This window comes from Pseudomonas sp. SDO524_S393 (assembly GCF_054071875.1).
On the sequence record NZ_JBSVVZ010000014.1, the window covers coordinates 58665 to 80869 of the forward strand.

Here is a 22205-nt window from a genome sequence, read left to right on the forward strand (position 1 = left end):
GGTTGCCGGTTCTTCTCCCATGCTTGCCTATTCTTCTCATCCGGCTTGCTTTGCCCGTCGACCTGCCTCAAGGTCGCGGCATGAACGACGACCTGGATGAACTGCGCCACATTGTGATGCGCGCCGAGAACAAGTGGACCGACACCGGCCTGCCGCGTGTGGCGATGGTGCGCGCCGAAGCCTGCGCGGATCAGGTCTATCAGCCGATGCTGCACCTGGTGCTGCAAGGTTCGAAGACCCTCTCGATCGGCGATCAGGTCGCAACCTACGGGCCGACCAGTTATTTCGTGGTGCCGGTGGAGGTGCCAGCTACCGGCCAGGTCCACCCTTCGGCCCCCACGCTGCCCTACCTGGCACTCAGCCTGACTCTGGAACCCGCCGTGATCGCTGCCGTGCTGGCGGACGAACGCCAGCCGGCCGAGCGCGCGCGCACTCAACGGTTTGCGCCGGTGCTGGCGTCGGAGGAAATGCTGGATGCGTGGCTGCGCATGCTGCGGTTGATGGATAGGCCGAACGAGGCCGCCGTATTGGCGCCGATGATCGAGCGGGAAATCCTGTTTCGGGTCCTGCAAGGTCCACTGCGCGAAACCCTGGTGGACATGGCGCGCCCTGATGGTCGCCTGGCGCAGATCCGCCGCGCCACGCAGTGGATCCGCGAGCACTACACCGAACCTTTTCGCGTAGAGCCGCTGGCGGCCATGACAGACATGAGCGTGGCAGCGTTCTACCGGCACTTCAAAGCCATCACCGCGATGACGCCGATTCAGTACCAGAAACGCCTGCGCCTGTTGCGGGCACGTTGGTTGCTGCTGTTCGATACCCTGGATGCGGCGACCATCGCCTTCACTGTGGGTTATGAAAGCGCCTCGCAATTCAGTCGCGAATATGCGCGGCTGTTTGGTTTGCCACCGGTGAAGGACGCGGCCCGGTTCAAAAGCCCGGCCTGACGCTGTTGTGGTGAACGAGCTTGCTCGCTCACCACAGGAAGCAAAGCTGCTCGGTACGCTAAACCCCAGCCAGTACCGTCGGATCACCGGAACGCCAGACGTTATCCACCGTCACCCGCCGGATCAGCCAGACGTTTGCCTCCCTGACCAACTCAACGTCATAACGGTTTTTCATCAGATAGTGCCGCGTCGGATCGCTTTGCGGCACATGCTGCGCCTCCACCAACGCATCCAGGCGAGCGCTGTCGCCTTCCAGCGTCACCCGTGCGTTGCTCACCGAGTGCGTGGTATCGAGCTGGCTGAGTGCCCCCGACAGCGCGGCGACGATGGTGTCACGGCCTTCCAGCACAGGGTATTCAAAGCCAGCCTTGGCGGCAGCCGGGCGGAAATCCGACACGGCAGTGTCGGTGAATACCGAGGCGAGCAAGGCCGAATCGTTCTGGTCGATGCCTGCAGCGAAGCGATGCAGCGTGTCGATCACCGCGAACGTGTCGGCGGTGGTTTGAAACTCAGTAGACGTCATGGGTGCAATTCCTGTGGCGTTAGTAATCGATGATCTGCGTACCGACAATCGTCTGGGCAAAACCCACGCCGAACAGCTTGGCCGGGGTTTCGAAGCCGGAACGGCGTTCGCCGTCGAGCACCCGGCGCGCCGCTTCCACGGCAGCCAAGGGAGTGAAGCTGTAGCCGTTGACGGTCTCGATGACCGAGCGCGCCACCGAACCATCGATGCCGGTGACTTCGGCCACGGCGCGTGCGCGATGGGCGTCGCGCTGGGCCTGGGTGGGGCCGTCGGGCAGCAGCGACAGGTCGCCTTCCGGGAAGGCTTCGCCGCTGATGTGCACGAACATGGAAATAGTTGGGATGGCGCTGGAGTGCCAGGCCGTCACCAGGTCACCGAACGACAGCGGCGCACACAGTGCGAGTCCGTCACCAAAGTCCAGGTGCTGAGACTGGGCATCCGGTGTGGCCACCAGTTCACCCTCGATTCGCGCCATGACGCCGGCGCCGATGATCTCGCCAACGCTCATGGCCGACCCGCGGGACATAGCGCCAGGCACCTGCAGGGCGATTTTTATCGACTGCGGCGTCTGCACACGACTGGCAACGTGCATGGCCAGACAGTCGGTGGGCACCACGTCCCAGCCCACTCCGGGCAGTAACATCACATCCGCTTCGGCGCCGAGTTGTTCGGCAAGGCGGTACACATTGATTTCGGCGGTGATGTCCAGGTAATCGGTGCCATTGGCAATGCAGGCACGCATCAGGGCTCCGGCAGTCTGGGCGAAAGGGCCGGCGAAATTGAGCAGGACGTCGATTCCTTCCAACTGAGCAGCATCCGTCGTGAAGACGCGGCAAGGCGCGTCCAGTTCAACGGCCAGGGACGCCAGGCGTTCGGCGTTGCGGCCGGCCAGCACCAGGTTCAGCCCAAGGTGTTTCGCGTGTTGCGCCGCCATGCGTCCGGTGTAGCCGGTGGCGCCGTAGATCATCAGGGTTTTCATGCGGTGTGCTGCCAGTGCTTGTAGACGAATTCGAGGCTGTAGCCGTCCGGGTCAAGGACATTGGCAGCGTAGTAGTCGGGGTGGTAGTGCAGGCGTGCGCCCGGCGCGCCGTTGTCGGTAGCACCGTTTTCCAGGGCAGCGGCGTAGGCGTTTTCCACTTCGGCGTGATTGTTGGCGACAAAGCCCACATGCACTGCGCGCCCTTCCACCACGCCTTCGCGCAGCCAGAAGAACATCCGACCGTTGGCGCCAAAACCTTTCAGATCCGGATGCCCAGGCGGACCGTCCTTGCCGGCATAGTCGAGCCGTGCGGTGATGCCCAGGGGTTTCAGGACAGCCTCGTAGAAACGAATCGAACGTTGGATATCACTCACCGAGATAAACAGATGATCCAGCATGCTATGGCCTCCTGATTCAGATGATGTAGCCGCCGGCGACTTCGAGGGTCTGGGCATTGATCCAGCGGCCTTCTTCCGACAGCAGCATAGCGATGACCCGCGCCACGTCTTCCGGTTCGCCTACACGGCCGAGGGCGGTTTGCCCGGCCAGCAGCGCTTCGAATTCATCGTTCAAGCCGCCACCCAATTCGGTGCGGATTGCGCCGGGGGACACCGCATTGGCGCGGATGCGTCGCTCACCGAACTCCTTGGCCATGTAGCGAGTCAGCACATCCAGGCCGCCTTTGAACGCGGCGTACGGCGCGACACCCGCCGTGGCAACGCGAGTGGTGGCGCTGGTGAGGTTGACGATGCCGGCGTGTGCTTCCAGCAGCGGCAGCAGGGTTTGAGTGAGGAAGAACGGGCCTTTGAGATGCACGTTGAACAGGCCGTCGAACTGCGCCTCGGTCACCGACTCAAGGGGGTTGAACAGACCATGACCGGCGTTGTTCACCAGGCCGCTCAGGCTGCTCACGCCCCAGGTGCTGTGCAGGGCATGCGCCACGGCATCACGAAAGGCCGCGAAGGTGCTGACCGCGCCAACGTCCAATTTCAACGCCACCGCTTTCCCGCCGCCCGTTTCTATGCGCTGGACCACCGCCTGCGCCGCCTGCGGATTGCGGTTGTAGGTGAGAATCACGCCATGCCCCTGACGAGCGCACAGCTCGGCGGTACTGGCACCGATGCCGCGGCTGCCTCCGGTGATTACGATAACGCCCATGGCTTGCTCCGCTGCTGAAAAGTTGAGTGCCCACAGTAGCCATCGTCTGACTCTCGAACGCAGCCGTTCCTACTCCAATCCTGCCTGTTTCTGCTTTTTGCTTGCGTATGGGCCGTCGGAAGGAACAGCATGGCCCCCATGAATACTCAGCTGATCGAATTGCGTACCCTGGCCGCCAGCGCCGAAAACCGCCGCACCGAGACCGGCATCCCCCGCGTGGCGATGGTCCAGGGCGCGGTTCCGGAGCATCTGCTTGCAGCGGTGTATGAGCCGATGATCAACCTGATCCTGCAAGGCAGTAAGTGCATGACCGTGGGCGACCGCACCCTGCATTACGATCCGGCGACGTACTTTGTGATGTCCATCGAGTTGCCAGCCGTTGGCGTGGTGAACCCGGCCAGTACCGGTGAGCCGTACCTGGCGGTGAGTCTGACCCTGGACCCCGCCGTGCTGACCACCCTGCTCAATGACCTGCCGCCCCCCGGCGGGCGTTGCGAACAGGACGCCGGTTTTTCAGTGGCCGCCGTCACGCCGGCCTTGATGGATGCCTGGGTGCGCATGTTGCGCCTGATGGGTGACCCGGTCGCGATTGCCGCGTTGGCGCCGGTCTATGAGCGGGAAATTCTCTACCACGTATTGCAAGGCCCCCACGGCTGGATGCTGCGCGAAATTGCTGCGCCGGACACCGCCATGGCGCGGGTCAGCCGGGCAATTCAGTGGATTCGTCGCGACTTTGCCGAACCGATCCGCGTGGAAGCGCTGGCCCAGGCGGCGGCGATGAGTGTTTCGGCATTTCATCGGCACTTCAAGGCGGTCACCAATTTGAGCCCGTTGCAGTACCAGAAACGCGTGCGGCTGTTGCAGGCGCGCACCTTGATGGTGGCCAGCGCAAGCAGTGTGACCCGCGCGGCGTTCGAGGTGGGGTATGAAAGCCCGACCCAGTTCAGTCGGGACTATGCGCGGGTATTCGGATTGCCGCCGGCGCGGGATACGGCGCGGATTTTGGCAGCGACCAAAGGCCACATCCTGGAATAGGCCTAATGGGTTGAGCTGGATCTGCTGAGGTGAGCAAGATTTACTGTGGTGAGCAGGCTTGTCCTGCGCTGGGGCGCGTAGCGGCCCTGAAACCTGCCACTGAGTTTTATCTGAAAAAACGCGGTGACCTTGGTGGGGCCGCTGCGCAGCCCGGCGCGGGACAAGCCCGCTCACCACAATTAACTCCATTCATCAAAGGGGTTGATTCACAAGGGCCCGTTCATCACAGGCCCCGGTGGGTTTACAGGGTTACTTACGCGCCGCCTCCCACTGCTTGAGCAGGTCGCCGTACGCCACGGTCTCGCCTTTCGGCTTCTCGTTGGCCAGTTTCGGCTTCGGCGCGCCAGGCTGGTCGAACCAGTATTGCGCGTCACGCTCGGGGTTCATTTTCGGGCCGCACACCGGCTGCACCTTGGAGCGTTCCAGGCGCGTCATGATCGCGTCCTGCTCCTTGGCCAGGTTGTCCAGCGCCTGTTGCGGGGTTTTCTCGCCGCTGGCCGCCGCCGCGATATTGCTCCACCACAGTTGTGCCAGGCGTGGGTAGTCCGGCACGTTGGTACCGGTCGGGGTCCACTCCACCCGGGCCGGGCTGCGGTAGAACTCCACCAGGCCACCGAGTTTCGGCGCCATGTCCGTCATCGCTTGGGAGTTGATGTCCGACTCGCGAATCGGCGTCAGGCCGACGATGGTTTTCTTCAACGAGACGGTTTTCGAGGTGACGAACTGCGCGTAGAGCCAGGCCGCGAGCTTCTGTTTCTCAGGCGTCGACTTGAGGAAAGTCCAGGAACCTACGTCCTGGTAGCCCTTCTTCATACCCTTTTCCCAGTACGGTCCGACCGGCGATGGCGCCATGCGCCACTTCGGCGTGCCGTCGGCATTCACCACCGGCAGGCCCGGCTTGGTCATGTCGGCGGTGAACGCGGTGTACCAGAAGATCTGCTGGGCGATGTTGCCCTGGGACGGCACCGGGCCGGATTCGGAGAAGGTCATGCCCGCCGCTTCCGGTGGCGCATAGGCTTTCATCCAGTCCACGTATTTCTGGGTGGCGAATACCGCAGCCGGGCCGTTGGTGTCGCCGCCACGGGTGACGCTGGAGCCCACCGGGTGACAGTCCTCAACGCGAATGCCCCACTCGTCCACCGGCAGGCCGTTGGGCAGCCCTTTGTCGCCGCCGCCGGCCATGGAGAACCAGGCATCGGTGAAGCGCCAGCCCAGGGATGGGTCTTTCTTGCCGTAGTCCATGTGCCCGTACACGCGCTTGCCGTCGATTTCCTTGACGTCTTCGCTGAAGAATTTGGCGATATCTTCGTAGGCAGACCAGTTCACCGGCACGCCCAGCTCGTAGCCGTATTTTTCCTTGAACTTGGCTTTCAGATCCGCACGCTCGAACCAATCCGCGCGGAACCAATAGAGGTTGGCGAACTGCTGGTCGGGCAGTTGGTAGATTTTGCCGTCCGGCGCGGTGGTGAACGAGATGCCGATAAAGTCCTTGATGTCCAGGGTCGGCGAGGTGAAGTCCTTGCCTTCGTTGGCCATCAGGTCGGTGATGGATTCGGTCTTGCCATAGCGAAAGTGCGTACCGATCAGGTCCGAGTCGTTGACCCAGCCGTCATAGATATTCTTGTCGGACTGCATCTGGGTCTGCAGTTTCTCCACCACGTCGCCTTCCTGCAGCAGGTCGTGGGTCAGGGTGATGCCGGTGATTTCGCTGAAGGCCTTGGCCAGCACCTTGGACTCGTATTCGTGGGTGGTGAGGGTTTCCGACACCACATTGATCTTCATCCCACGAAACGGCTCGGCGGCCTTGATGAACCACTTGAGCTCCGCGAGCTGCTGCTCGGCCGTGAGGGTGGACGGCTTGAACTCGCTGCCAATCCATTTTTTTGCGGCATCTTCATACGCATCGGCCCAGGCCGCTGCGCTCAAACCGCTGAGGGCCAGTACGGCGGCCAATGAAATGCTATGTCGCAGCTTATTGTTTTTATCGAACATAGAGACCTCCTGGTTGTTTATTCAATCGGAGCACTAGCCCCAACGCATCACACACAACAGCCACACCAGGGACAACGCGGACGCCGCCCAGATGCTCCAGCCGGTGACGCCGATTACCAGCAAATGCAGGTAGGCGCTGCCGAGAAGACCGATAAACAAGCGATCACCACGGGTAGTGCTGATCGGCAGAAAACCGCGCCGAGGGATGCTCGGCGAGCGCATTTCCCAGGTGGTCATGCCCACGAGAATCAGGGCTATGGCACCAAAGAACAGCGCGGTGGGGGTGGTCCAGGCCATCCATTCCATCATCGAATCCTCTAGACCCGGCCCAGGGCAAAGCCCTTGGCCACATGGTTGCGAACAAACCAGATCACCAGCATGCCTGGCAGGATAGTCAACACCCCCGCCGCTGCCAGTACGCCCCAATCGATACCCGAAGCCGACACCGTACGCGTCATCACCGCCGCGATCGGCTTGGCGTTGACCGAAGTCAGGGTGCGCGCCAGCAACAGCTCGACCCAGGAAAACATGAAGCAGAAAAACGCCGTCACACCGATGCCGGAGCCGATCAGCGGAATAAAGATCTTCACGAAGAACTTGGGAAACGAGTAACCGTCGATGTAGGCGGTTTCGTCGATTTCTTTGGGCACCCCGGACATGAAACCTTCCAGGATCCAGACCGCCAGCGGCACGTTGAACAGACAGTGGGCCAAGGCCACGGCGATGTGCGTATCGAACAGGCCGATGGACGAATACAGCTGGAAGAACGGCAGCAAAAACACCGCCGGTGGCGCCATGCGGTTGGTCAACAGCCAGAAGAACAGGTGCTTGTCGCCCAGAAAACGGTAGCGCGAAAACGCATAGGCCGCCGGCAGCGCCACGCTCAGGGAGATCACCGTGTTCAGGCTCACGTAGTACAGCGAGTTGAGGTAACCGGTGTACCAGCTCGGGTCAGTGAAGATCACCTTGTAGTTGGCCAGGGTGAAATCCTGCGGAAACAGCGTCAGGCCGCCGAGGATTTCGGTGTTGCTCTTGAAGGACATGTTCAGCAGCCAGTAGATCGGCACCAGCAGGAACAGGATGTAGATCAGCAGCGGGATAAGCTTGCGCTTGCTCATGTTGGCGGCCTCAGCGATTGGCGTCGGAATGGGTCATGGCGGTGTAGAACAGCCAGGACACCAACAGGATGATCAGGAAATACACCAGGGAAAACGCCGCCGCCGGGCCCAGGTCGAATTGACCTACGGCCATCTGGGTCAGTGTCTGACTGAGGAACGTGGTGGCGTTACCCGGCCCGCCGCCCGTCAGCACGAAGGGCTCGGTGTAAATCATGAAGCTGTCCATGAAGCGCAGCATCACTGCGATCAGCAGCACGCTTTTCATCTTGGGTAACTGGATATAGCGGAACACCGCCCATGCCGAGGCACGGTCGATGCGCGCCGCCTGGTAGTACACATCCGGAATCGCCCGCAGCCCGGAATAGCACAGCAGCGCCACCAGTGAGGTCCAGTGCCACACGTCCATCACCAGCACGGTGACCCAGGCGTCCATGGTGTTGGCCGCGTAGTTGTAGTTGATGCCCAGGGCATTGAGGCTGGAACCCAGCAGGCCGATGTCGGCGCGGCCGAAGATTTGCCAGATGGTGCCCACCACGTTCCACGGGATCAGCAACGGAATGGCCAGGACGATCAGTACCAGTGACGACCAGCGGCCTTTGGTGGGCATGGTCAGGGCGATGGCGATGCCCAGCGGGATTTCGATCAGCAGCACGCAGGCCGAATAGATGAACTGGCGCAGCAGCGAGTCGTGCAGGCGTGGGTCGAGCAGTACCTGCTTGTACCAATCGGCACCGACGAAGTAGCGGCTGGACTGGTCGAAGATGTCCTGCACCGAATAGTTGACCACGGTCATCATCGGGATGACCGCACTGAACGCCACCAGCAGGAACACCGGCAACACCAGCCACCAGGCCTTGTTGTTCTGCACCTTGTTCATGGCTGCACCTCCAGCAGGTAGTCATCGGCATAGACCATCAGCCATTGCGCGGGAAAGCTGATGGAGGCTTTGCCTTCGGGCACCGGCTTGTCCTCGGCCAAGCGCACTTTCAACGGCACGCCGTCGAGTTCGAGGGTCATGATCTTGTAGGTACCAAGGTCTTCGACATGCAGGACATCGGCCTGCAAAGCGTCGGCGTTGTACTCGTCCCACACATGGATGAATTCCGGGCGGATACCCACCTGCAATTTCCGGTAGTCCATGGTGCTGATGCGTTGCTGCAAGGCATCCGGCAATGGCAGATGAGTGCCGGCAAACCGCACCCCGCCCGCCTCGGCCTGCACCTCGATCAGATTCATTCCCGGGCTGCCGATGAAATAGCCGACAAAGGTATGGCTAGGTCGCTCGAACAGTTCGCGAGGCGTGCCGAACTGCACGATCTGCCCGCCGTACATCACCGCGATCTTGTCGGCGAACGTCGATGCCTCCAGTTGGTCATGGGTGACGTAGACCATGGTGATGTTGAATTGCTCGTGGATCTGCTTGAGCTTGCGCCGCAGCTTCCACTTCAGGTGCGGGTCGATCACCGTCAGCGGCTCGTCGAACAGGATCGCCGACACATCGTCACGCACCAGGCCACGGCCCATGGAGACTTTCTGTTTTTCGTCGGCGGTGAGGTTGCGGGCTTTCTTGGTCAGCAGGTTTTGCAGGTCAAGGACTTCGGCGATTTCCTGCACCTTGCTATGAATTTTCGCCTCGGCCATGCCTTGGTTGCGCAGCGGGAACGCCAGGTTGTCGAACACGGTCATGGTGTCGTAGACCACCGGGAACTGGAATACCTGGGCGATGTTGCGTTTTTCCGGCGTGAGGTCGTTGACCACTCGGGTATCAAACAGCACCTGGCCTTCGGACGGGCTGAGCAGGCCGGAGATGATATTGAGCAAAGTCGACTTGCCGCAGCCCGACGGTCCGAGCAAGGCGTAGGCACCGCCCTGCTCCCACACGTGGTTCATTTCCCGAATGGCGTAGTCCTCGGGGCCACTGGGTGCAGCGCTGTAGCTGTGCGCCAGGTTCTGCAAATGGATCTCGGCCATCAGGCAACCCTCGCGACACGGCGCCCGGGGGCCTGGACCAAACGGCCCTGGCCATCGAACACAAACAGTTTATGGGTGGGGATATACACGCGAATCGGCGCGTCGACGTCGTACTCATGCACGCCGGGCAGGTGCAGCACCAGCAGAAAGTGTTCGCTGCGCACGTGCAGGAAGGTTTCCGAGCCACTGATCTCGGCGACCTCCACCGTGACGGCCAGCTCCAGGTCGTCATCGTTGCTGGGCACCAGGCTGATATGGCTGGGGCGCACGCCAAAGCGGAACTCGCCTTCGCCGATGGGGCGCAGGTCGACGTTCAACGGGAAGTGCACAAAATTGGCGAAGCTCACTTCGTTGCCGCTGATACGCCCCGGCATCAGGTTGATCGGCGGTTCGGAAAACAGCTCGGCGGCCAGCACGGTCTGCGGCTGGTGATAGACCTCGGCGGCCTTGCCGCTCTGGATCACCCGGCCTTCGTGCAGGATGGTGGTGGTGCCGCCGAGCGCCAGCGCCTCGTTCGGTTCAGTGGTGGCGTAGATTGCGATGGTGTGACGGGCCTCGAACAGCTCGCGCATTTCCTGACGCAGCTCTTCGCGCAGTTTGTAGTCCAGGTTCACCAGCGGCTCGTCGAACAGGATCAGTTCGGCATCTTTTACCAACGCCCGGGCCATGGCCGTACGCTGCTGCTGGCCGCCTGACAGTTCCAGGGGGTGGCGCTTGAGAAACTTCTCGATGCGCAGCATCTTCGCGGTTTCCAGCACCTTGCTCTGGATCAGTTCGTCGGACACACCGGCCTGGCGCAACGGCGAGGCGATGTTCTCGAACACGGTCATGGTGGGGTAGTTGATGAACTGCTGATACACCATCGACACGTTGCGCAGGCGCACCGGCTTTTGCGTGACATCCACGCCATTCATCAGGATGCGGCCACTGTCGGGCTTGTCCAGGCCGGCCATCAGGCGCATCAGGCTGGTTTTGCCGGAAAGGGTGCGACCGAGCAGAACGTTGAAGGAACCGGCTTCGAAACGCAGGTTGGCGTCGTCGATCCAGGTCTGGCCTTCGACAACGCGGGAGACATGTTCCAGGGTCAATGACATGACACGACCTTTTTATTATTGGAATGAAACTGGCCATGCAGCAAAGCGAGTTTCGTGCCAAAACGGCAAGTGCTTGATGCGCAAGGAAATGGGGTAAAGGCGATGTTCGGGAGTGAACAATCTGACTGAACAACTGAACAGGTCGGGGGTTGACAATGAACAGTTCTGAACAACACTCTCATGCCCAATGCAGGCTGAATGTGGGAGCTGGCTTGCCTGCGATAGCGGTGCATCAGCCACAGAGATGCAAGCTGACACAACCTCATCGCAGGCAAGCCAGCTCCCACAGTTTGATCGCGCAAGGCTCCATAAAAATAACAATAAAAAGAAGGTCACCATGGTCGAATCCTTGGCTCACGACACCCTTATCCAGGAATCCTGGCGCCGTTGCCGCGCCTTCGGCCTGGACCACCAGAGCACGCCCAGCTTCGACCAACTGCCTGCGGAGGGCATCAGCCAATTGCTGGAGAGCCAGCACTCGCTGGTGCAGACCACTCATCAGGAAGTGCTGCCCTACTACGAAAACATCCTCAGCAATTCCAACTGCCTGATCATGCTGGCCGACAACCAGGGCCAGGTGCTGACCTCGTGGGGCACCCAGCGGTTTATCGAACCCAAGCTGGCACGGGGCTTCAACCCGGGCGCCAGCTGGAGGGAGCGCTCCAGCGGCACCAACGCCATCGGCACCGCGCTGGCCTGTGCCCAGGCGGTGCATATCGAGCACGATGAACATTTCCTCAAGGCCAACCGCTTCATGACGGGCTCGGCCGCACCGATCTTCGATGCGCAACGGGAAATCATTGCGGTGCTGGATGTGTCCAGCGACAGCTACCTGCCGCCCTCCCACACCCTGGGCATGGTCAAGATGATGAGCCAGACCGTGGAAAACCGGCTGATCCTCAACCTGTTTCGCGGTGAACACTTTCAGCTGACCTTCAACACCGGCCTGAACAACCTCGACAGCCAGTGGGCCGGCCTGCTGATTTTCGATGAAAGCGGCCAGGTGCTCTCGGCTAACCGGCGGGCCGACAATCTGTTGGGCATCAGTTTGTCGCGGGTGATGATCGACAGTCTGTTCAAGGTGTCGCTGCTGGAGTTGTTGAACCAACCGGAGGGTTTGCCGTTCTCGCTGCAAGCGGCCGGCCGCAACCGCTTCCAGTGCTTGCTCAAGCGCCCCCGGCAGATGCCGGTGCAGGCCCGGGTATTCGCTGAGGCCAAGCCGGCGGCGCCCGTGGTGCCCAAATCGACGGGCATCAGCCTCAACACCCTGCATTTCGGCGATGTGCGCGTGGAAAAGGCCGTGCGCCAGGCGGAACGCTTGTTGGAGAAAGACATTCCACTGCTGATCCACGGTGAAACCGGGGTGGGCAAAGAGGTGTTCGTCAAGGCCTTGCACCAGGCCAGTTCACGCAGCCAGCAGGCCTTTATCGCGGTGAACTGCGCGGCAATTCCTGCTGAGTTGGTGGAGTCGGAATTGTTCGGCTACGAAAAAGGCGCGTTCACCGGCGCCAATCAGAAAGGCAGCATCGGCCTGATCCGCAAGGCCGACAAAGGCACGTTGTTTCTCGATGAAATCGGCGACATGCCGCTGCCGACCCAGGCCCGCCTGTTGCGGGTATTGCAGGAGCGCTGTGTACAACCGGTAGGCAGTAGCGAACTGTTCCCGGTGGATTTGCGCATCATCTCCGCCACCAACCTGGTGTTGCGTGAGCAGGTGCAAGCCGGGCGGTTCCGCGAGGATCTGTATTACCGCATCGGCGGCCTGACCCTGGAACTTCCGCCCCTGCGCGAACGCACGGACAAGCAGGCGCTGTTCCAGCAACTGTGGCAGCAGCACCGCGACCCCACGCAATGGGCCGGGCTGAGCAACGAGGTGTTGGCGCTGTTCGACAGGCACCCGTGGCCGGGCAATTTGCGCCAGGTGAGCAGTGTGTTGCAGGTAGCGTTGGCGATGGCCGAAGAACAGCCGATCCGCCCGGAGCATTTGCCGGATGACTTTTTTGTAGATCTGAAACTGGCGGCACCGCTGCCTGCCATTGAAGATGCGGGGGACCGCGTCATGGAGGACAGCGCCGACCTCAACCAGCGCTTGAAGGCGGCGGGCGGGAACATTTCCCACCTGGCGCGGGAACTGGGGGTCAGCCGCAATACCCTGTACAAACGCCTGCGCCAGAACGACGGCTGACTCAGCGCGGCTTGACCACCACCAGCCAGTCGGTGAAGTACTCCACCTGGATCGGCAGGTTATCCGCCAGGGCCGAGAGCGCCGCTGCCGTGTCGTCCAGCTTGAACACGCCGGACACGCGCAGGTTCTGCAAGGCCGGTGCGTCGAAGCGCACCAGCCCTGGGCGGTAACTGGCCAGGGTTTGCAACACATCGCTCAAGGGTTGGTCGTTGACCTTGAGCAGGCCACGGGTCCAGGCATCCGGGTCGGCACTGCCGATGGCCTGCGGGGCCTGGGCGCGACCATGATCGAGGGTGGACCGCTGGCCAGCCATGACCTTGACCCCGTCACTGGCCTTACCTTTGACCGCCACGCTGGACTCTATCACCGTCACCACCGTGGTGCCGTCGGCGGCACGCTTGACCAGGTATCGCGTGCCCAGGGCGGTGGCGCTGCCCTGGTCCGTACGGACCACGAATGGCCGTTGCGCGTCCTTGGCCACCTCCACCCAGAGTTCGCCCTGCAGCAGTTCGATCACCCTTTGCCGACCGTCGAATTTGACGTCCACCGCCGAGTTGCTGTTGAGCTGCAATCGGCTGCCATCCTCAAGGGCGATCTGGCGTCGTTCACCCACGCCGGTACGCTGATCGGCCATCCACACCGGCACGTGCTGCACGCCCAGCCAGCCGCACAGGACAACGCCGAGCACGCCGAACACCTGCGCGCCACGGGATCGCCGGGGGGCGAATGCACGGTTCAGGGCCAGGCGCGCGGGCCTGGCGGGCAACGTATCGAGACTGCCCCACAGGCCGCGCATGCGCTCGATGGCCACCCCGTGACGCGGATCGGCATCGCACCATTGATAGAAAGCGTGGCGATCGGCGTCGGTGACGTCTTCGTCGTGCAGGCGAGTGAGCCACTGCGCGGCCTGCTGGATGATCTGTTCGGAATTCATGCCAGCGGGTCAGCCCCGTGCAGGCTGTGGTAGCAGTGCACCAGGGCACTGGAGATGTAGTTTTTGACGGTGCTGGAGGACACGTCCAGACGCGTGGCGATCTCGCTGTAGGTCAGGCCGTCGAGGCGACTCAGCAGAAACGCCTCGCGCGCCTTGGCCGGCAGGCCGGCCAGCAGTTCGGCGATGCGCTCCAGGGCCTGCAATGCCACATGGATCGCCGCCGGGTCGGGCATGCCGGCGTCTTCGCACTGAATCATCAAGGCTTCCATATAGGCTTTTTCGATACGGCGTCGACGGGCGCCATCGATCAGCAGCCGCCCGGCAGTGGTTGCCAGAAACGCGCGAGGCTCCTTGATGTGGTGCGGCTCGGCCAGCATCAGTACGCGAATGAAGGCGTCATGGGCCAGGTCGGCCGCATGCTGGGAACAGCCGAGTTTCTTGCGCAGCCAGCCGTGCAGCCAACCGTGGTGCTCGCTGTACATCGCCGTGAGGGTCTGCTGACGCGATGAATCGCCCAGCGCGGCCGGAATGTCATGCATGCGCAATAACTTCTCAAATGGGAAATGTTACCAATTGCGCGAACAATGCCAGTAAAACCGCATCGGGGCAAGGTCTACCGGGGTGAACAGGATTCATTGTAGTGAGCCGGCTTGTTGTGGTGAGCAGGCTTGTCCTGCGCTGGGGCGCGCAGCGGCCCCAAAACCAGTCGCCGCATGTGTATCAGGAAAAACGCGGTGGGCTTGTTGGGGCGGCTGCGCCACCCAGCGCGGGCGGTGCGACGATTCGTCAAGCCCGCTCACTACAAAAGAGGGCTCACAGGGGCATTCAGCGCCAGCTCCAGGACACGCCGGTGTAAACGCCTCGACCGTCTGCCGGCGTAGAGCGCGCAACGTCCAGGCCCTTGTCGTCGTAACCCGGTGTGACGGTATTGGCGTAGCGCCGGTTGGTGAGGTTGCGCAGATCGACCCAGGCTTGCCAGTCCTGTCTGGGCGCGTCGTAGCCGAAGGTAGCGCCGAGGGTGGTGTATGCCGCCGCGTAGTAGGAGTTGGCGTAGTCCACCGCTACCCGCGATGAATGCTCGGTGTTGAGGCTGGTGTAGAAACCGGACGGGTGGCTGTAGCGCAGTTGTGCCTGGTAATAGTGTTTGGGAATGCCCGGCAAAGTGTTATCGCCGAAGCGATCGTCGTCACGGTAGTGGAAGTCGCTGAAGGTGTAGGCCTGGCGCAGGTCGAGTTTGCCGCTGCGACCACCGTCCCACAAAGGGCTGAGCACGCTCACTTCCACGCCCTGGTGCACCGTGGGGCTGGCGTTGGATTCGGCGACGACCGCATTGCTCGTCGGTGTCTGAGCCTGGGTTTCCACCGTCAGCAGTTCGTGCCGCACTTCGGAACGGTACAGCGCCAGGTCCCACTGCCCGAGCCACGCTTCGCCACGTCCGCCGATTTCCAGGGTAGTCGCGGTCTGGTTTTTCAGGCTCACCCCTTCACGTGCCAGGCCTTTGGCGGGGCCGCTCGCAAAGTACTTGTTGGAGCCCCAGATCATCGACCATGCGTGCGGCGGCTCGACCGAACGGCTCAGGTTGCCGTACACCTGCAATTGCGGGGTGAAGTCGTAACGCAGGCCGAGGCGCGAGGCGTAGTCCCAGTCGTGCTGGCTGAGCGGCGCCTGCCCATCAGGATAGGTGACCCGGGTTTCGCGGCGGGTGTAGATCGCAGCCAGGCCGGTGGTCAGCCACAGGTCGGGCAGCAGCTCCAGGTCGTTGCCAATATGCAAACCGTGTCGGAGCCCAGATAGCTGTAGTCACGGGTCTTGGTACCGGGCGCATAGGTGGCGGTGTTGCCGGCGGGTATGCGTACATATTCCGACGCGCCGTTGTTCGGCATCGCCTGGGTGGTGCGCAGGCCGACAGTGGTTTTACTGTCGTGGCCGAACAGCGTGTCCTGGCGGATGTAGTTCAGGGTGCTGCTGAGATCGGTGTAGGCAACTTTCAGGCGGTTGGTGCCTTCACGCAGGTCCATGGGGTAGTCGTGGTAGGCCAGGCCGAGTTCCAGGCGGGCATTGTCATCCAGCAGCAAGGTAGTCTTGTTGGCGATCCAGGTCGAACCCGGTTCCAGGCGCTTGGAGTCACGGGTCACGTTGAGGCTGGCGGCGGCGCGCGGGTCGTGGTTGATCTGGTCGCGGGTGAGCTTGCCGGGGGTGTCGTTGGTGGTTTCACGGTAGCGAATGTAAAAACGGGTTTCCAGCGTCGGGCTGAAGCGATAGCCGAAGTTGGCCGCGAAACCCTTGCCGGTGGCGGCGCTCTGGTGCTGATAGCCATCGGATTCCGAGTCGGTGAGGCTGATGTAGTAATCGGCATCGCCCAGCACTTGGCCCGAGCTGATTTCACGCTGGGCGTAACCCCTGCTGCCCACTTCATAACGCAATTGCAGCTTGGGCGCGTCATAACCGGTTCGGGTCACGTAATTGACCGCACCACCCAGGGCCAGCGCGCCCTGATCGAACCCGTTGGCACCGCGCAGCACTTCGACGCGGCTTTGCCACAATGGCACTTTGAGTTCATAGGGGGTGCCGCCGGGACCGGTCAGCGGCAGGCCGTCGAACATTTCATACAAACCGGAGCCATGGGCGCCGGGGCTGCGGTTCAAACCCGAGCCACGAATCGAGAGCTTCACCCCTTCGTTGTTCGCTGCCTTGGCGTACACGCCGGCCTGGTACTTGAACACGTCCTCGTTGGTGCTCACCCGCCCCTGCTGCACGCTGTTCATATCGATGTAGTTGGTGCCGCCGGGCACGCTTTTGAGCTGGGCCTGGGCCACTTCGCCGGCGCTGGCTTCGCTACTGGTGACTTCGACCGGGGCCAGTTGCAGGTCTTCGGCCTGTACCAGTGAACTCAACGTCAGGGCAGCAAACAACAGTGGAGGTTGGCGCAACAACATCAGTCAGATCCTTGGGGGTTCGGGGGGCACGGGATGGGATGATCATGACGCCCGTCAGGTCACGCCTAATTAACGGACCAGAGCGTTCCCACAACAGGATCGGACGCAGTTTATTTTCTAAGTCCAAAAACGCATTAATACATGTGAACTCAGTATTTAAGGAAATAACCACCAGGCAGTACTGTTGAGCCATTGAGTCAACCGAGCCTTACGAGATCTCGCCCATGCAAACATCTGCCGCCGTCATCGATTTCACCCTCCACCGCAAACGCCGCCAGGCACGGGCTGCGGGCGAGCTGATGTGGGCGATGTATGCAGCGCGGGCCGGGCTGGCGGTGTTTACTGCACAGGTGGCACCGTCCGGCGATACGCGCCGGGCGTAAGGCCGATGAATTTCCTGCACGTGCTCGCCGACCCACCCGCCCCCCTGCCCAAACCCACTACCGACGACGATGTGATCAGCCTGTGCGTGGCGAACAACCTGCAACGCCTGCGCAGCAAGCGTCACTTGTCGCTGGATGGCCTGGCGCGCGCCTGCGGCGTGAGCCGGGCAATGCTGGCGCAGATCGAATCGGGGCGTAGCGTGCCGTCGATCAAGGTGCTGTGCAAGATCGCCAAAGGTTTGAAAGTGTCGGTGGCGGCGTTCCTGGAGGACCGCGCCTTCGAAGGCGTGGAGGTGCTGCCGGCGCAACAGAGCAAACGCCTGGTGAGTGCCGACGGGGCCTTCATCAGCCGTGCGTTGTTCCCCTACGATACGACGCGCCAGTCGGAGTTCTACGAGATCCGCCTGCGTGACCTTGGAGAAGAAATCTCCGAAGGCCACGGCCCCGGGATTCAGGAAAACCTCGTGGTGGCCCAGGGCGTGATGGAAGTCAGTGTCAACGAGGAGCGCTACCTGCTGTCCACCGGCGATTCGATTCTGTTCTACGCCGACCAGCCCCACCGCTACCGCAACCCGGCGGACAGCGAGGCCGTGGCGTTCCTGGTGATCACCTATCCCGAACGCCTGGACTGAAATGCAAAACGCCCCGACAAGTCGGGGCGTTGTTCATTGCACAGCACGCATCAGCAGGTGCAGCACATCATCGGCATGCCGTTGCAGCTCATCATCATGGGCATGGCGCAGTCGTTCATCATTTTGTTCATGAGCATGCAGCAGTTTTCCATCATGGCCATGCTCATGCCAGGCATCGGCATCATTTTGCACACCATGCTGTCGCCCATCAGGGTGCATTCCATCACGCACTTCATCATCGGCATCTGCATGCCCATCATCGGCATCAGGTTCATGCCGGTCATCATGGCCATGGCCTCGGCCGACATCCCCATCATCGACATGTTGGCGCACTGCATCATCATCGGCATGCCGCAGTTCATCATCATCGCCATCATTTCGGCGCTGGTCTTGAATTGAGCCATGTCCATGCCGGCGGCGGGTTTCATCGTGCACATCATGGCGTCAGCGGCCATTTCGCACTTCATGGTGGCCATCATCATCGGCATGCCCATCATGGGCATCATCGGCATGTTGGTGTTCATGGGCATTTGCATTGCGTTCATCATGTTCGAAACTCCGTAATCGACAGGAAATGGCTAAGCACTGCGGCCGATTCTAGAGAAGCCGGGCAACCGTGCAAGACGGCGACAGAGCAGCGGAAATGGGCGTTCCGGAAGGAGCTTGGTCGATGAAAACAGCCAGGCAGGCTGTGATTGCATGTATTTCGTCACCATAACGCCGATCACTTCCGCTTAAAGATAAATAGCGGCGTTATGGATATTCGAAACAGCTATGCCGACCAATCAGAAGGAAATAATCGATCTAACCAGGCCATGAAAACTGCATGTCAGCCGGTGGCAGGTTGCGGTCCATGCCCCGCACCAACAGCGCTATCAATCCGAAACCGGAGATATGAATACCTGGAGAGAATTCAGGGAGTGGGTATTTCCAGATTGAGCATCAATTCATCCGCCTCAGACCCCGGGGCCAACCTGAAACCGTACATTTCATCAGCCGCCAGGATCGCGCCGAGGGTCTGGAGCAGTTGTGCCTCGGTGGGTGACTCACGCAGCAGCTTATGCGCCGGCAATAACAGATCAGCGGCTACGCCCTGAACGCTGGCCGCGTCGATCACCGCAAAAAGGATAAAGCGCAGGCGGATCTCGCGGTCAGTGGGCCAAACCGTTTTTTGCTTACCCAAGGCAGGGCCTCATCTTTTCGGAAAAGTCCGAGGCTATTGCTCACGGTGGCGTGTTTCAAGCTGCGGGCCGCAAGATAGGCCGCTTCCTACACAGCAAAAAGAAACACCCCACGGAAACTTCGTTATTCAGCGGATGAGCGTGTCGCTTGCCAGCAAATCAGCGAACCGAAGGTCACCAACACCGCGCCTTGCCAGAACTGCGCCGTCAAATGTGCACCCAACCACAACGCCGCGAACGCCGAGGACAGCACCGGCGCGGAATAGGATGCCGTGGCCAGCAAGGTCAGGTTGCCGCGCAGGATGCCCAGGTTCCACAACGCGTACCCGCCCGCCATCGCCACCCCTGCCGCCAGCAGTTGAAGGCTGCTGCTCAAAGTGAATGCAGGCAGCACTTCGTTGCTCGCGGCATACTTCAGCCACAGCACGCAGGCAGTAAGGGTGAAAAACAGCATCACCAGGTTTTGCCCGCCGGCGTAGCGGCGCGTGACGTTGCAATACAGCGCAAAGGTGATCGCACAACCCAACGCCAGGCTGTAGCTCAACGGGTTGGAGTTGACGTTGGCGAGGATGGTCGCCACGGACAGGCCGTCACCGCTCACGACCCACAGGATGCCAAACAACGCCAGCACCGTGCCCGGCACTATCATCCAGCGGGCTCTCTGACCATTCATGACCATGGCAAGCAACACCGTGAGGCATGGCCACAAGTAATTCACCACCCCCAGTTCAATGGCCTGGTTGCGGTTACTGGCGTACCCCAATGCCAGCGACAGGCACACTTCATAGGCGACAAACAACGCACTGCCCAGGATCAGGTACAACCAGGACGTGGCGCGCACCCGTGGCCGTCCCAGCAGAAGCACCAGCAATACCGCGCCCAGGGTATAGATCAACGCTGCACCGCCCAGCGGACCGAAGAACTCACTGACGCTGCGGATCAACCCGGCAGCCGTGCTCCACAGGAGAATCGCCACCAACCCGCATGCGGTGGCAGCCCGTTCGCTGCTGATTTGCATCCTGACCTCTTGCACACAAAAAACAATGAAGGGGGATGCTACCAGCGTTCACTGCACCGGCAGGAAATTCATCAACAACAAACTTTGCGCATAGTTGAGGCCGATGCGGCGATAGCGCTCATCGAGCATCTGGGTCAGCAGGTCGAGACGCGCGACGATCTTGCCGAACTCCACGGCAAAACTGAGGTTGCTGCCCTCCTCCGAGATTTCGTTGGAGAACAGCAACAACGCGCCATTCGCATCCTGGCGCTTGCCGAGCAGCCAGGTCGCTTTCTCGATATTGCGCGCGGCGTTGCTGACGAACTGCGGGTTGATCGAGTCGGTCATGTAAAACTCGGTACGCCCGCCATGGGCGGTGACGAGCATGCTGCCGATCGCATAGATAAACGCCCCGACCCGATCGCCCTTGAACTCCGGGCTCAGGGAATAACTCAGTGCCGCCAGGTCACGACGATCACCCAAGGCCGGCAGTGGACGACGCTGCTCGATGGCCTGGCGGATTTCGCGCGCGGCACTCACTGCATCCGGGTACCCCGACTGACGCCACTGATTGGGGTTGCGCAGGTAAAGCTTGCTCATCAGCAAATACAGGCTTTGCAGGTTGTCGCGCATGCCCAGGGTGGCCATGCGATCCACGCTGGTCTGGAAGAACTCATCCGGCTTGCCCTTGCTGAACTGCTTGGCGATGTCTCGTCCCTGTTGCTGGCTGCAACCGGTGGTGCCGAGCAACAGCATGACGGCCAGCAGCCAGCACCAGCGCGGCCATCGATGATTAAACAGTTTGGTTGTGCGATCCATCGGCACCCGGTCTGGTTCTCGTCTCCACGCGGGGGTCGCGTGGCTGGGACAACGATAGATCGGGCAAATCGGAAAAAGTGCAGTGGCAGCCCGCAGATAATGACGCTGGCCAACGCACATACCGCCTGGGCGCCCCGTAGATTCCGCGCAAACGTGAAGATTTGATTTCTGACTCTATACTGAAACGTACAGGTGCATGGGGTGCGGGCAACACCACCCGTGGCCGTGCAGGCTGAACCTATGAAGGTGGCGACGATGATTCATCCAATCCGGGCTCAACTGGTTGTCCAGGTGATCTGCCTGTTATCGGTCGCGCAGTTGTTCTGCTGAGCGCGCGATGCCTGCTCCACCCACCGCTGCCCGCGCAGCGTAGGGAGTTATTGGCCCGCTAAATCGTAAACGTCGCGACGGCGAGGCTCTACGAGAATGGCGGGCGTACCCTTATTGTGCGGACTTTGGCATGTAGTGCTCACGCACGAACAACACTTCGAAACCGGCGCGCAGAATGTTTCGGTAAGACGGGCCGATAGCGTCGCCCGGCAGCGGATGCCCGGTCTCTACATGCACGCCGGTTACACCCATCGCCAGGGCATCCCTGACGCGACGATCGATCAACAGGCTCTGCGCCCCTCGCCCGCGATGCTCCTTGAGCGTGGCGCCCACACCCAGCCAGGCCAGCCCATCGTTTACATATAACGCACCCACACCCACCGGCGTTTCGCCATCGCAGGCGAAATACACACGCCATCCCGGACGGCCCGCCAACTGCCCGAACCAATCGTCACAGCCTTCGGGAAAACCAAAGGCGGCGCGTACCAGACCACCCACGGCCTTGCGCTCGCTCGCGCCCACCTCACGCACGCTCAACTCACTGTCGACGGGGTCCGGCAAAACGGCACCCGTGTGCAAAAACCGCGCGAGCCCGCCCCCCGCAACGCCCAAACCAGCGGCAGAAAGCCAATCCTTGACCTGTACCGGCTCTGCATTGGGGTCGATGCCAATGGTGTGCGATGGATTCGCGTAGCGGCTTATCCAGCTCTGGATGTCATCCAACTGAGCCTGGGTTGCAGGTGTCGAGGTGCCAAACTTCAGCACCCGATTAAACAACCACGAGGGAAAATGTTTATGCGCAAAACACGTCCCTCCGGACAAACGCTCTGCGCGCAACTGATGCCGGTGCGCGTAATCCTCCGGTGCCGCATTGTAGATATCCCACCAGGCTGATTCCTCGATGTGCTGGGCATCACGGAAAAGCGAAACATGCACGGGGTCGTTCGGGTTGTTGACAGACATGGCGTTTCCTTCTGGTTCGAATGGATGA

General features: G+C 61.3%; 22 protein-coding genes and 1 pseudogene. 5 read left to right on the top strand and 18 right to left on the bottom strand.

Annotation, left to right across the window (positions count from 1 at the left end):
• Positions 1-80 precede the first annotated feature (80 nt).
• Positions 81-947: an AraC family transcriptional regulator N-terminal domain-containing protein gene (locus ACW9IB_RS08785; RefSeq protein ID WP_457413267.1), complete on the top strand. Its 867-nt coding sequence runs from the start codon at positions 81-83 to the stop codon at positions 945-947.
• 58 nt (positions 948-1005) lie between these two features.
• Here the strand turns inward: ACW9IB_RS08785 and ACW9IB_RS08790 are convergent, their stop codons facing one another.
• Genes ACW9IB_RS08790 through ACW9IB_RS08805 form a run of 4 tightly spaced genes read right to left on the bottom strand, consistent with a single transcriptional unit; the run spans position 1006 to position 3607 of the window.
• On the bottom strand, positions 1006-1470 hold the full coding sequence (locus ACW9IB_RS08790) for a nuclear transport factor 2 family protein (RefSeq protein ID WP_457364069.1): 465 nt from the start codon (positions 1468-1470) through the stop codon (positions 1006-1008).
• Between the two features lie 19 nt (positions 1471-1489).
• Positions 1490-2449 (bottom strand): saccharopine dehydrogenase family protein, encoded by a 960-nt coding sequence (locus tag ACW9IB_RS08795; RefSeq protein ID WP_457413269.1) that lies wholly within the window; start codon positions 2447-2449, stop codon positions 1490-1492.
• The gene (locus ACW9IB_RS08800) at positions 2446-2847 is read right to left on the bottom strand and encodes a VOC family protein (protein WP_457413271.1); all 402 of its coding nucleotides are present in this window, start codon (positions 2845-2847) and stop codon (positions 2446-2448) included. Before ACW9IB_RS08800 ends, ACW9IB_RS08795 begins: the two co-directional genes overlap by 4 nt.
• A gap of 16 nt (positions 2848-2863) precedes the next feature.
• Positions 2864-3607 (bottom strand): SDR family NAD(P)-dependent oxidoreductase, encoded by a 744-nt coding sequence (locus ACW9IB_RS08805; protein ID WP_457413272.1) that lies wholly within the window; start codon positions 3605-3607, stop codon positions 2864-2866.
• Between the two features lie 138 nt (positions 3608-3745).
• Here ACW9IB_RS08805 and ACW9IB_RS08810 point away from each other — a divergent pair, with 138 nt between their 5' ends.
• Positions 3746-4642, top strand: coding sequence for an AraC family transcriptional regulator N-terminal domain-containing protein (locus ACW9IB_RS08810; protein ID WP_457413273.1), 897 nt, complete (start codon positions 3746-3748; stop codon positions 4640-4642).
• Between the two features lie 249 nt (positions 4643-4891).
• Here the strand turns inward: ACW9IB_RS08810 and ACW9IB_RS08815 are convergent, their stop codons facing one another.
• Genes ACW9IB_RS08815 through ACW9IB_RS08840 form a run of 6 tightly spaced genes read right to left on the bottom strand, consistent with a single transcriptional unit; the run spans position 4892 to position 10817 of the window.
• Positions 4892-6634 (bottom strand): ABC transporter substrate-binding protein, encoded by a 1743-nt coding sequence (locus ACW9IB_RS08815; RefSeq protein WP_457364074.1) that lies wholly within the window; start codon positions 6632-6634, stop codon positions 4892-4894.
• Between the two features lie 33 nt (positions 6635-6667).
• Positions 6668-6940, bottom strand: a complete 273-nt coding sequence (locus ACW9IB_RS08820) for a DUF2160 domain-containing protein (RefSeq protein ID WP_457364241.1) — start codon at positions 6938-6940, stop codon at positions 6668-6670.
• 11 nt (positions 6941-6951) lie between these two features.
• Complete coding sequence (locus ACW9IB_RS08825; RefSeq protein ID WP_003232361.1) at positions 6952-7752, bottom strand: carbohydrate ABC transporter permease; 801 nt, start codon at positions 7750-7752, stop codon at positions 6952-6954.
• Between the two features lie 10 nt (positions 7753-7762).
• Positions 7763-8629: a carbohydrate ABC transporter permease gene (locus ACW9IB_RS08830; protein ID WP_457364075.1), complete on the bottom strand. Its 867-nt coding sequence runs from the start codon at positions 8627-8629 to the stop codon at positions 7763-7765.
• Positions 8626-9723 carry an ABC transporter ATP-binding protein gene (locus tag ACW9IB_RS08835; protein WP_457364076.1) on the bottom strand — a complete coding sequence of 366 codons (1098 nt, stop codon included), beginning with the start codon at positions 9721-9723 and terminating at the stop codon, positions 8626-8628. Before ACW9IB_RS08835 ends, ACW9IB_RS08830 begins: the two co-directional genes overlap by 4 nt.
• On the bottom strand, positions 9723-10817 hold the full coding sequence (locus ACW9IB_RS08840) for an ABC transporter ATP-binding protein (RefSeq protein ID WP_457413275.1): 1095 nt from the start codon (positions 10815-10817) through the stop codon (positions 9723-9725). The genes ACW9IB_RS08835 and ACW9IB_RS08840 overlap by 1 nt, the downstream gene beginning before the upstream one ends.
• A 337-nt stretch (positions 10818-11154) precedes the next feature.
• Between ACW9IB_RS08840 and ACW9IB_RS08845 the strand changes: the two genes are divergently transcribed.
• Positions 11155-13002, top strand: a complete 1848-nt coding sequence (locus ACW9IB_RS08845) for a sigma-54-dependent Fis family transcriptional regulator (RefSeq protein ID WP_457364078.1) — start codon at positions 11155-11157, stop codon at positions 13000-13002.
• Position 13003: 1 nt separating this feature from the next.
• Here ACW9IB_RS08845 and ACW9IB_RS08850 read toward each other — a convergent pair whose 3' ends face one another.
• The 3 genes and pseudogenes from ACW9IB_RS08850 to ACW9IB_RS08860 all read right to left on the bottom strand — a co-directional run bounded on the left by ACW9IB_RS08850 (position 13004) and on the right by ACW9IB_RS08860 (position 16872).
• On the bottom strand, positions 13004-13936 hold the full coding sequence (locus ACW9IB_RS08850; protein WP_457413277.1) for a FecR family protein: 933 nt from the start codon (positions 13934-13936) through the stop codon (positions 13004-13006).
• Positions 13933-14475: a sigma-70 family RNA polymerase sigma factor gene (locus ACW9IB_RS08855; RefSeq protein WP_457364080.1), complete on the bottom strand. Its 543-nt coding sequence runs from the start codon at positions 14473-14475 to the stop codon at positions 13933-13935. The genes ACW9IB_RS08850 and ACW9IB_RS08855 overlap by 4 nt, the downstream gene beginning before the upstream one ends.
• 286 nt (positions 14476-14761) lie before the next feature.
• A pseudogene (locus ACW9IB_RS08860) lies at positions 14762-16872 on the bottom strand (TonB-dependent receptor family protein).
• A gap of 224 nt (positions 16873-17096) precedes the next feature.
• Here ACW9IB_RS08860 and ACW9IB_RS08865 point away from each other — a divergent pair.
• Complete coding sequence (locus ACW9IB_RS08865; protein WP_457413278.1) at positions 17097-17255, top strand: hypothetical protein; 159 nt, start codon at positions 17097-17099, stop codon at positions 17253-17255.
• A gap of 5 nt (positions 17256-17260) precedes the next feature.
• Positions 17261-17887: a helix-turn-helix domain-containing protein gene (locus tag ACW9IB_RS08870; protein WP_457413280.1), complete on the top strand. Its 627-nt coding sequence runs from the start codon at positions 17261-17263 to the stop codon at positions 17885-17887.
• Between the two features lie 50 nt (positions 17888-17937).
• Here the strand turns inward: ACW9IB_RS08870 and ACW9IB_RS08875 are convergent, their stop codons facing one another.
• From ACW9IB_RS08875 to ACW9IB_RS08895, 5 genes are all read right to left on the bottom strand, one after another.
• Positions 17938-18435 carry a hypothetical protein gene (locus ACW9IB_RS08875; RefSeq protein WP_457364084.1) on the bottom strand — a complete coding sequence of 166 codons (498 nt, stop codon included), beginning with the start codon at positions 18433-18435 and terminating at the stop codon, positions 17938-17940.
• Between the two features lie 365 nt (positions 18436-18800).
• Complete coding sequence (locus ACW9IB_RS08880) at positions 18801-19070, bottom strand: hypothetical protein (protein WP_457413282.1); 270 nt, start codon at positions 19068-19070, stop codon at positions 18801-18803.
• 122 nt (positions 19071-19192) lie between these two features.
• Positions 19193-20086: an aromatic amino acid DMT transporter YddG gene (gene yddG, locus ACW9IB_RS08885; RefSeq protein WP_457413283.1), complete on the bottom strand. Its 894-nt coding sequence runs from the start codon at positions 20084-20086 to the stop codon at positions 19193-19195.
• Positions 20087-20134: 48 nt separating this feature from the next.
• Positions 20135-20884: a hypothetical protein gene (locus tag ACW9IB_RS08890; protein WP_457364087.1), complete on the bottom strand. Its 750-nt coding sequence runs from the start codon at positions 20882-20884 to the stop codon at positions 20135-20137.
• Positions 20885-21325: 441 nt separating this feature from the next.
• Positions 21326-22177, bottom strand: coding sequence for a hypothetical protein (locus ACW9IB_RS08895; protein ID WP_457413284.1), 852 nt, complete (start codon positions 22175-22177; stop codon positions 21326-21328).
• Between the last annotated feature and the right edge of the window lie 28 nt (positions 22178-22205).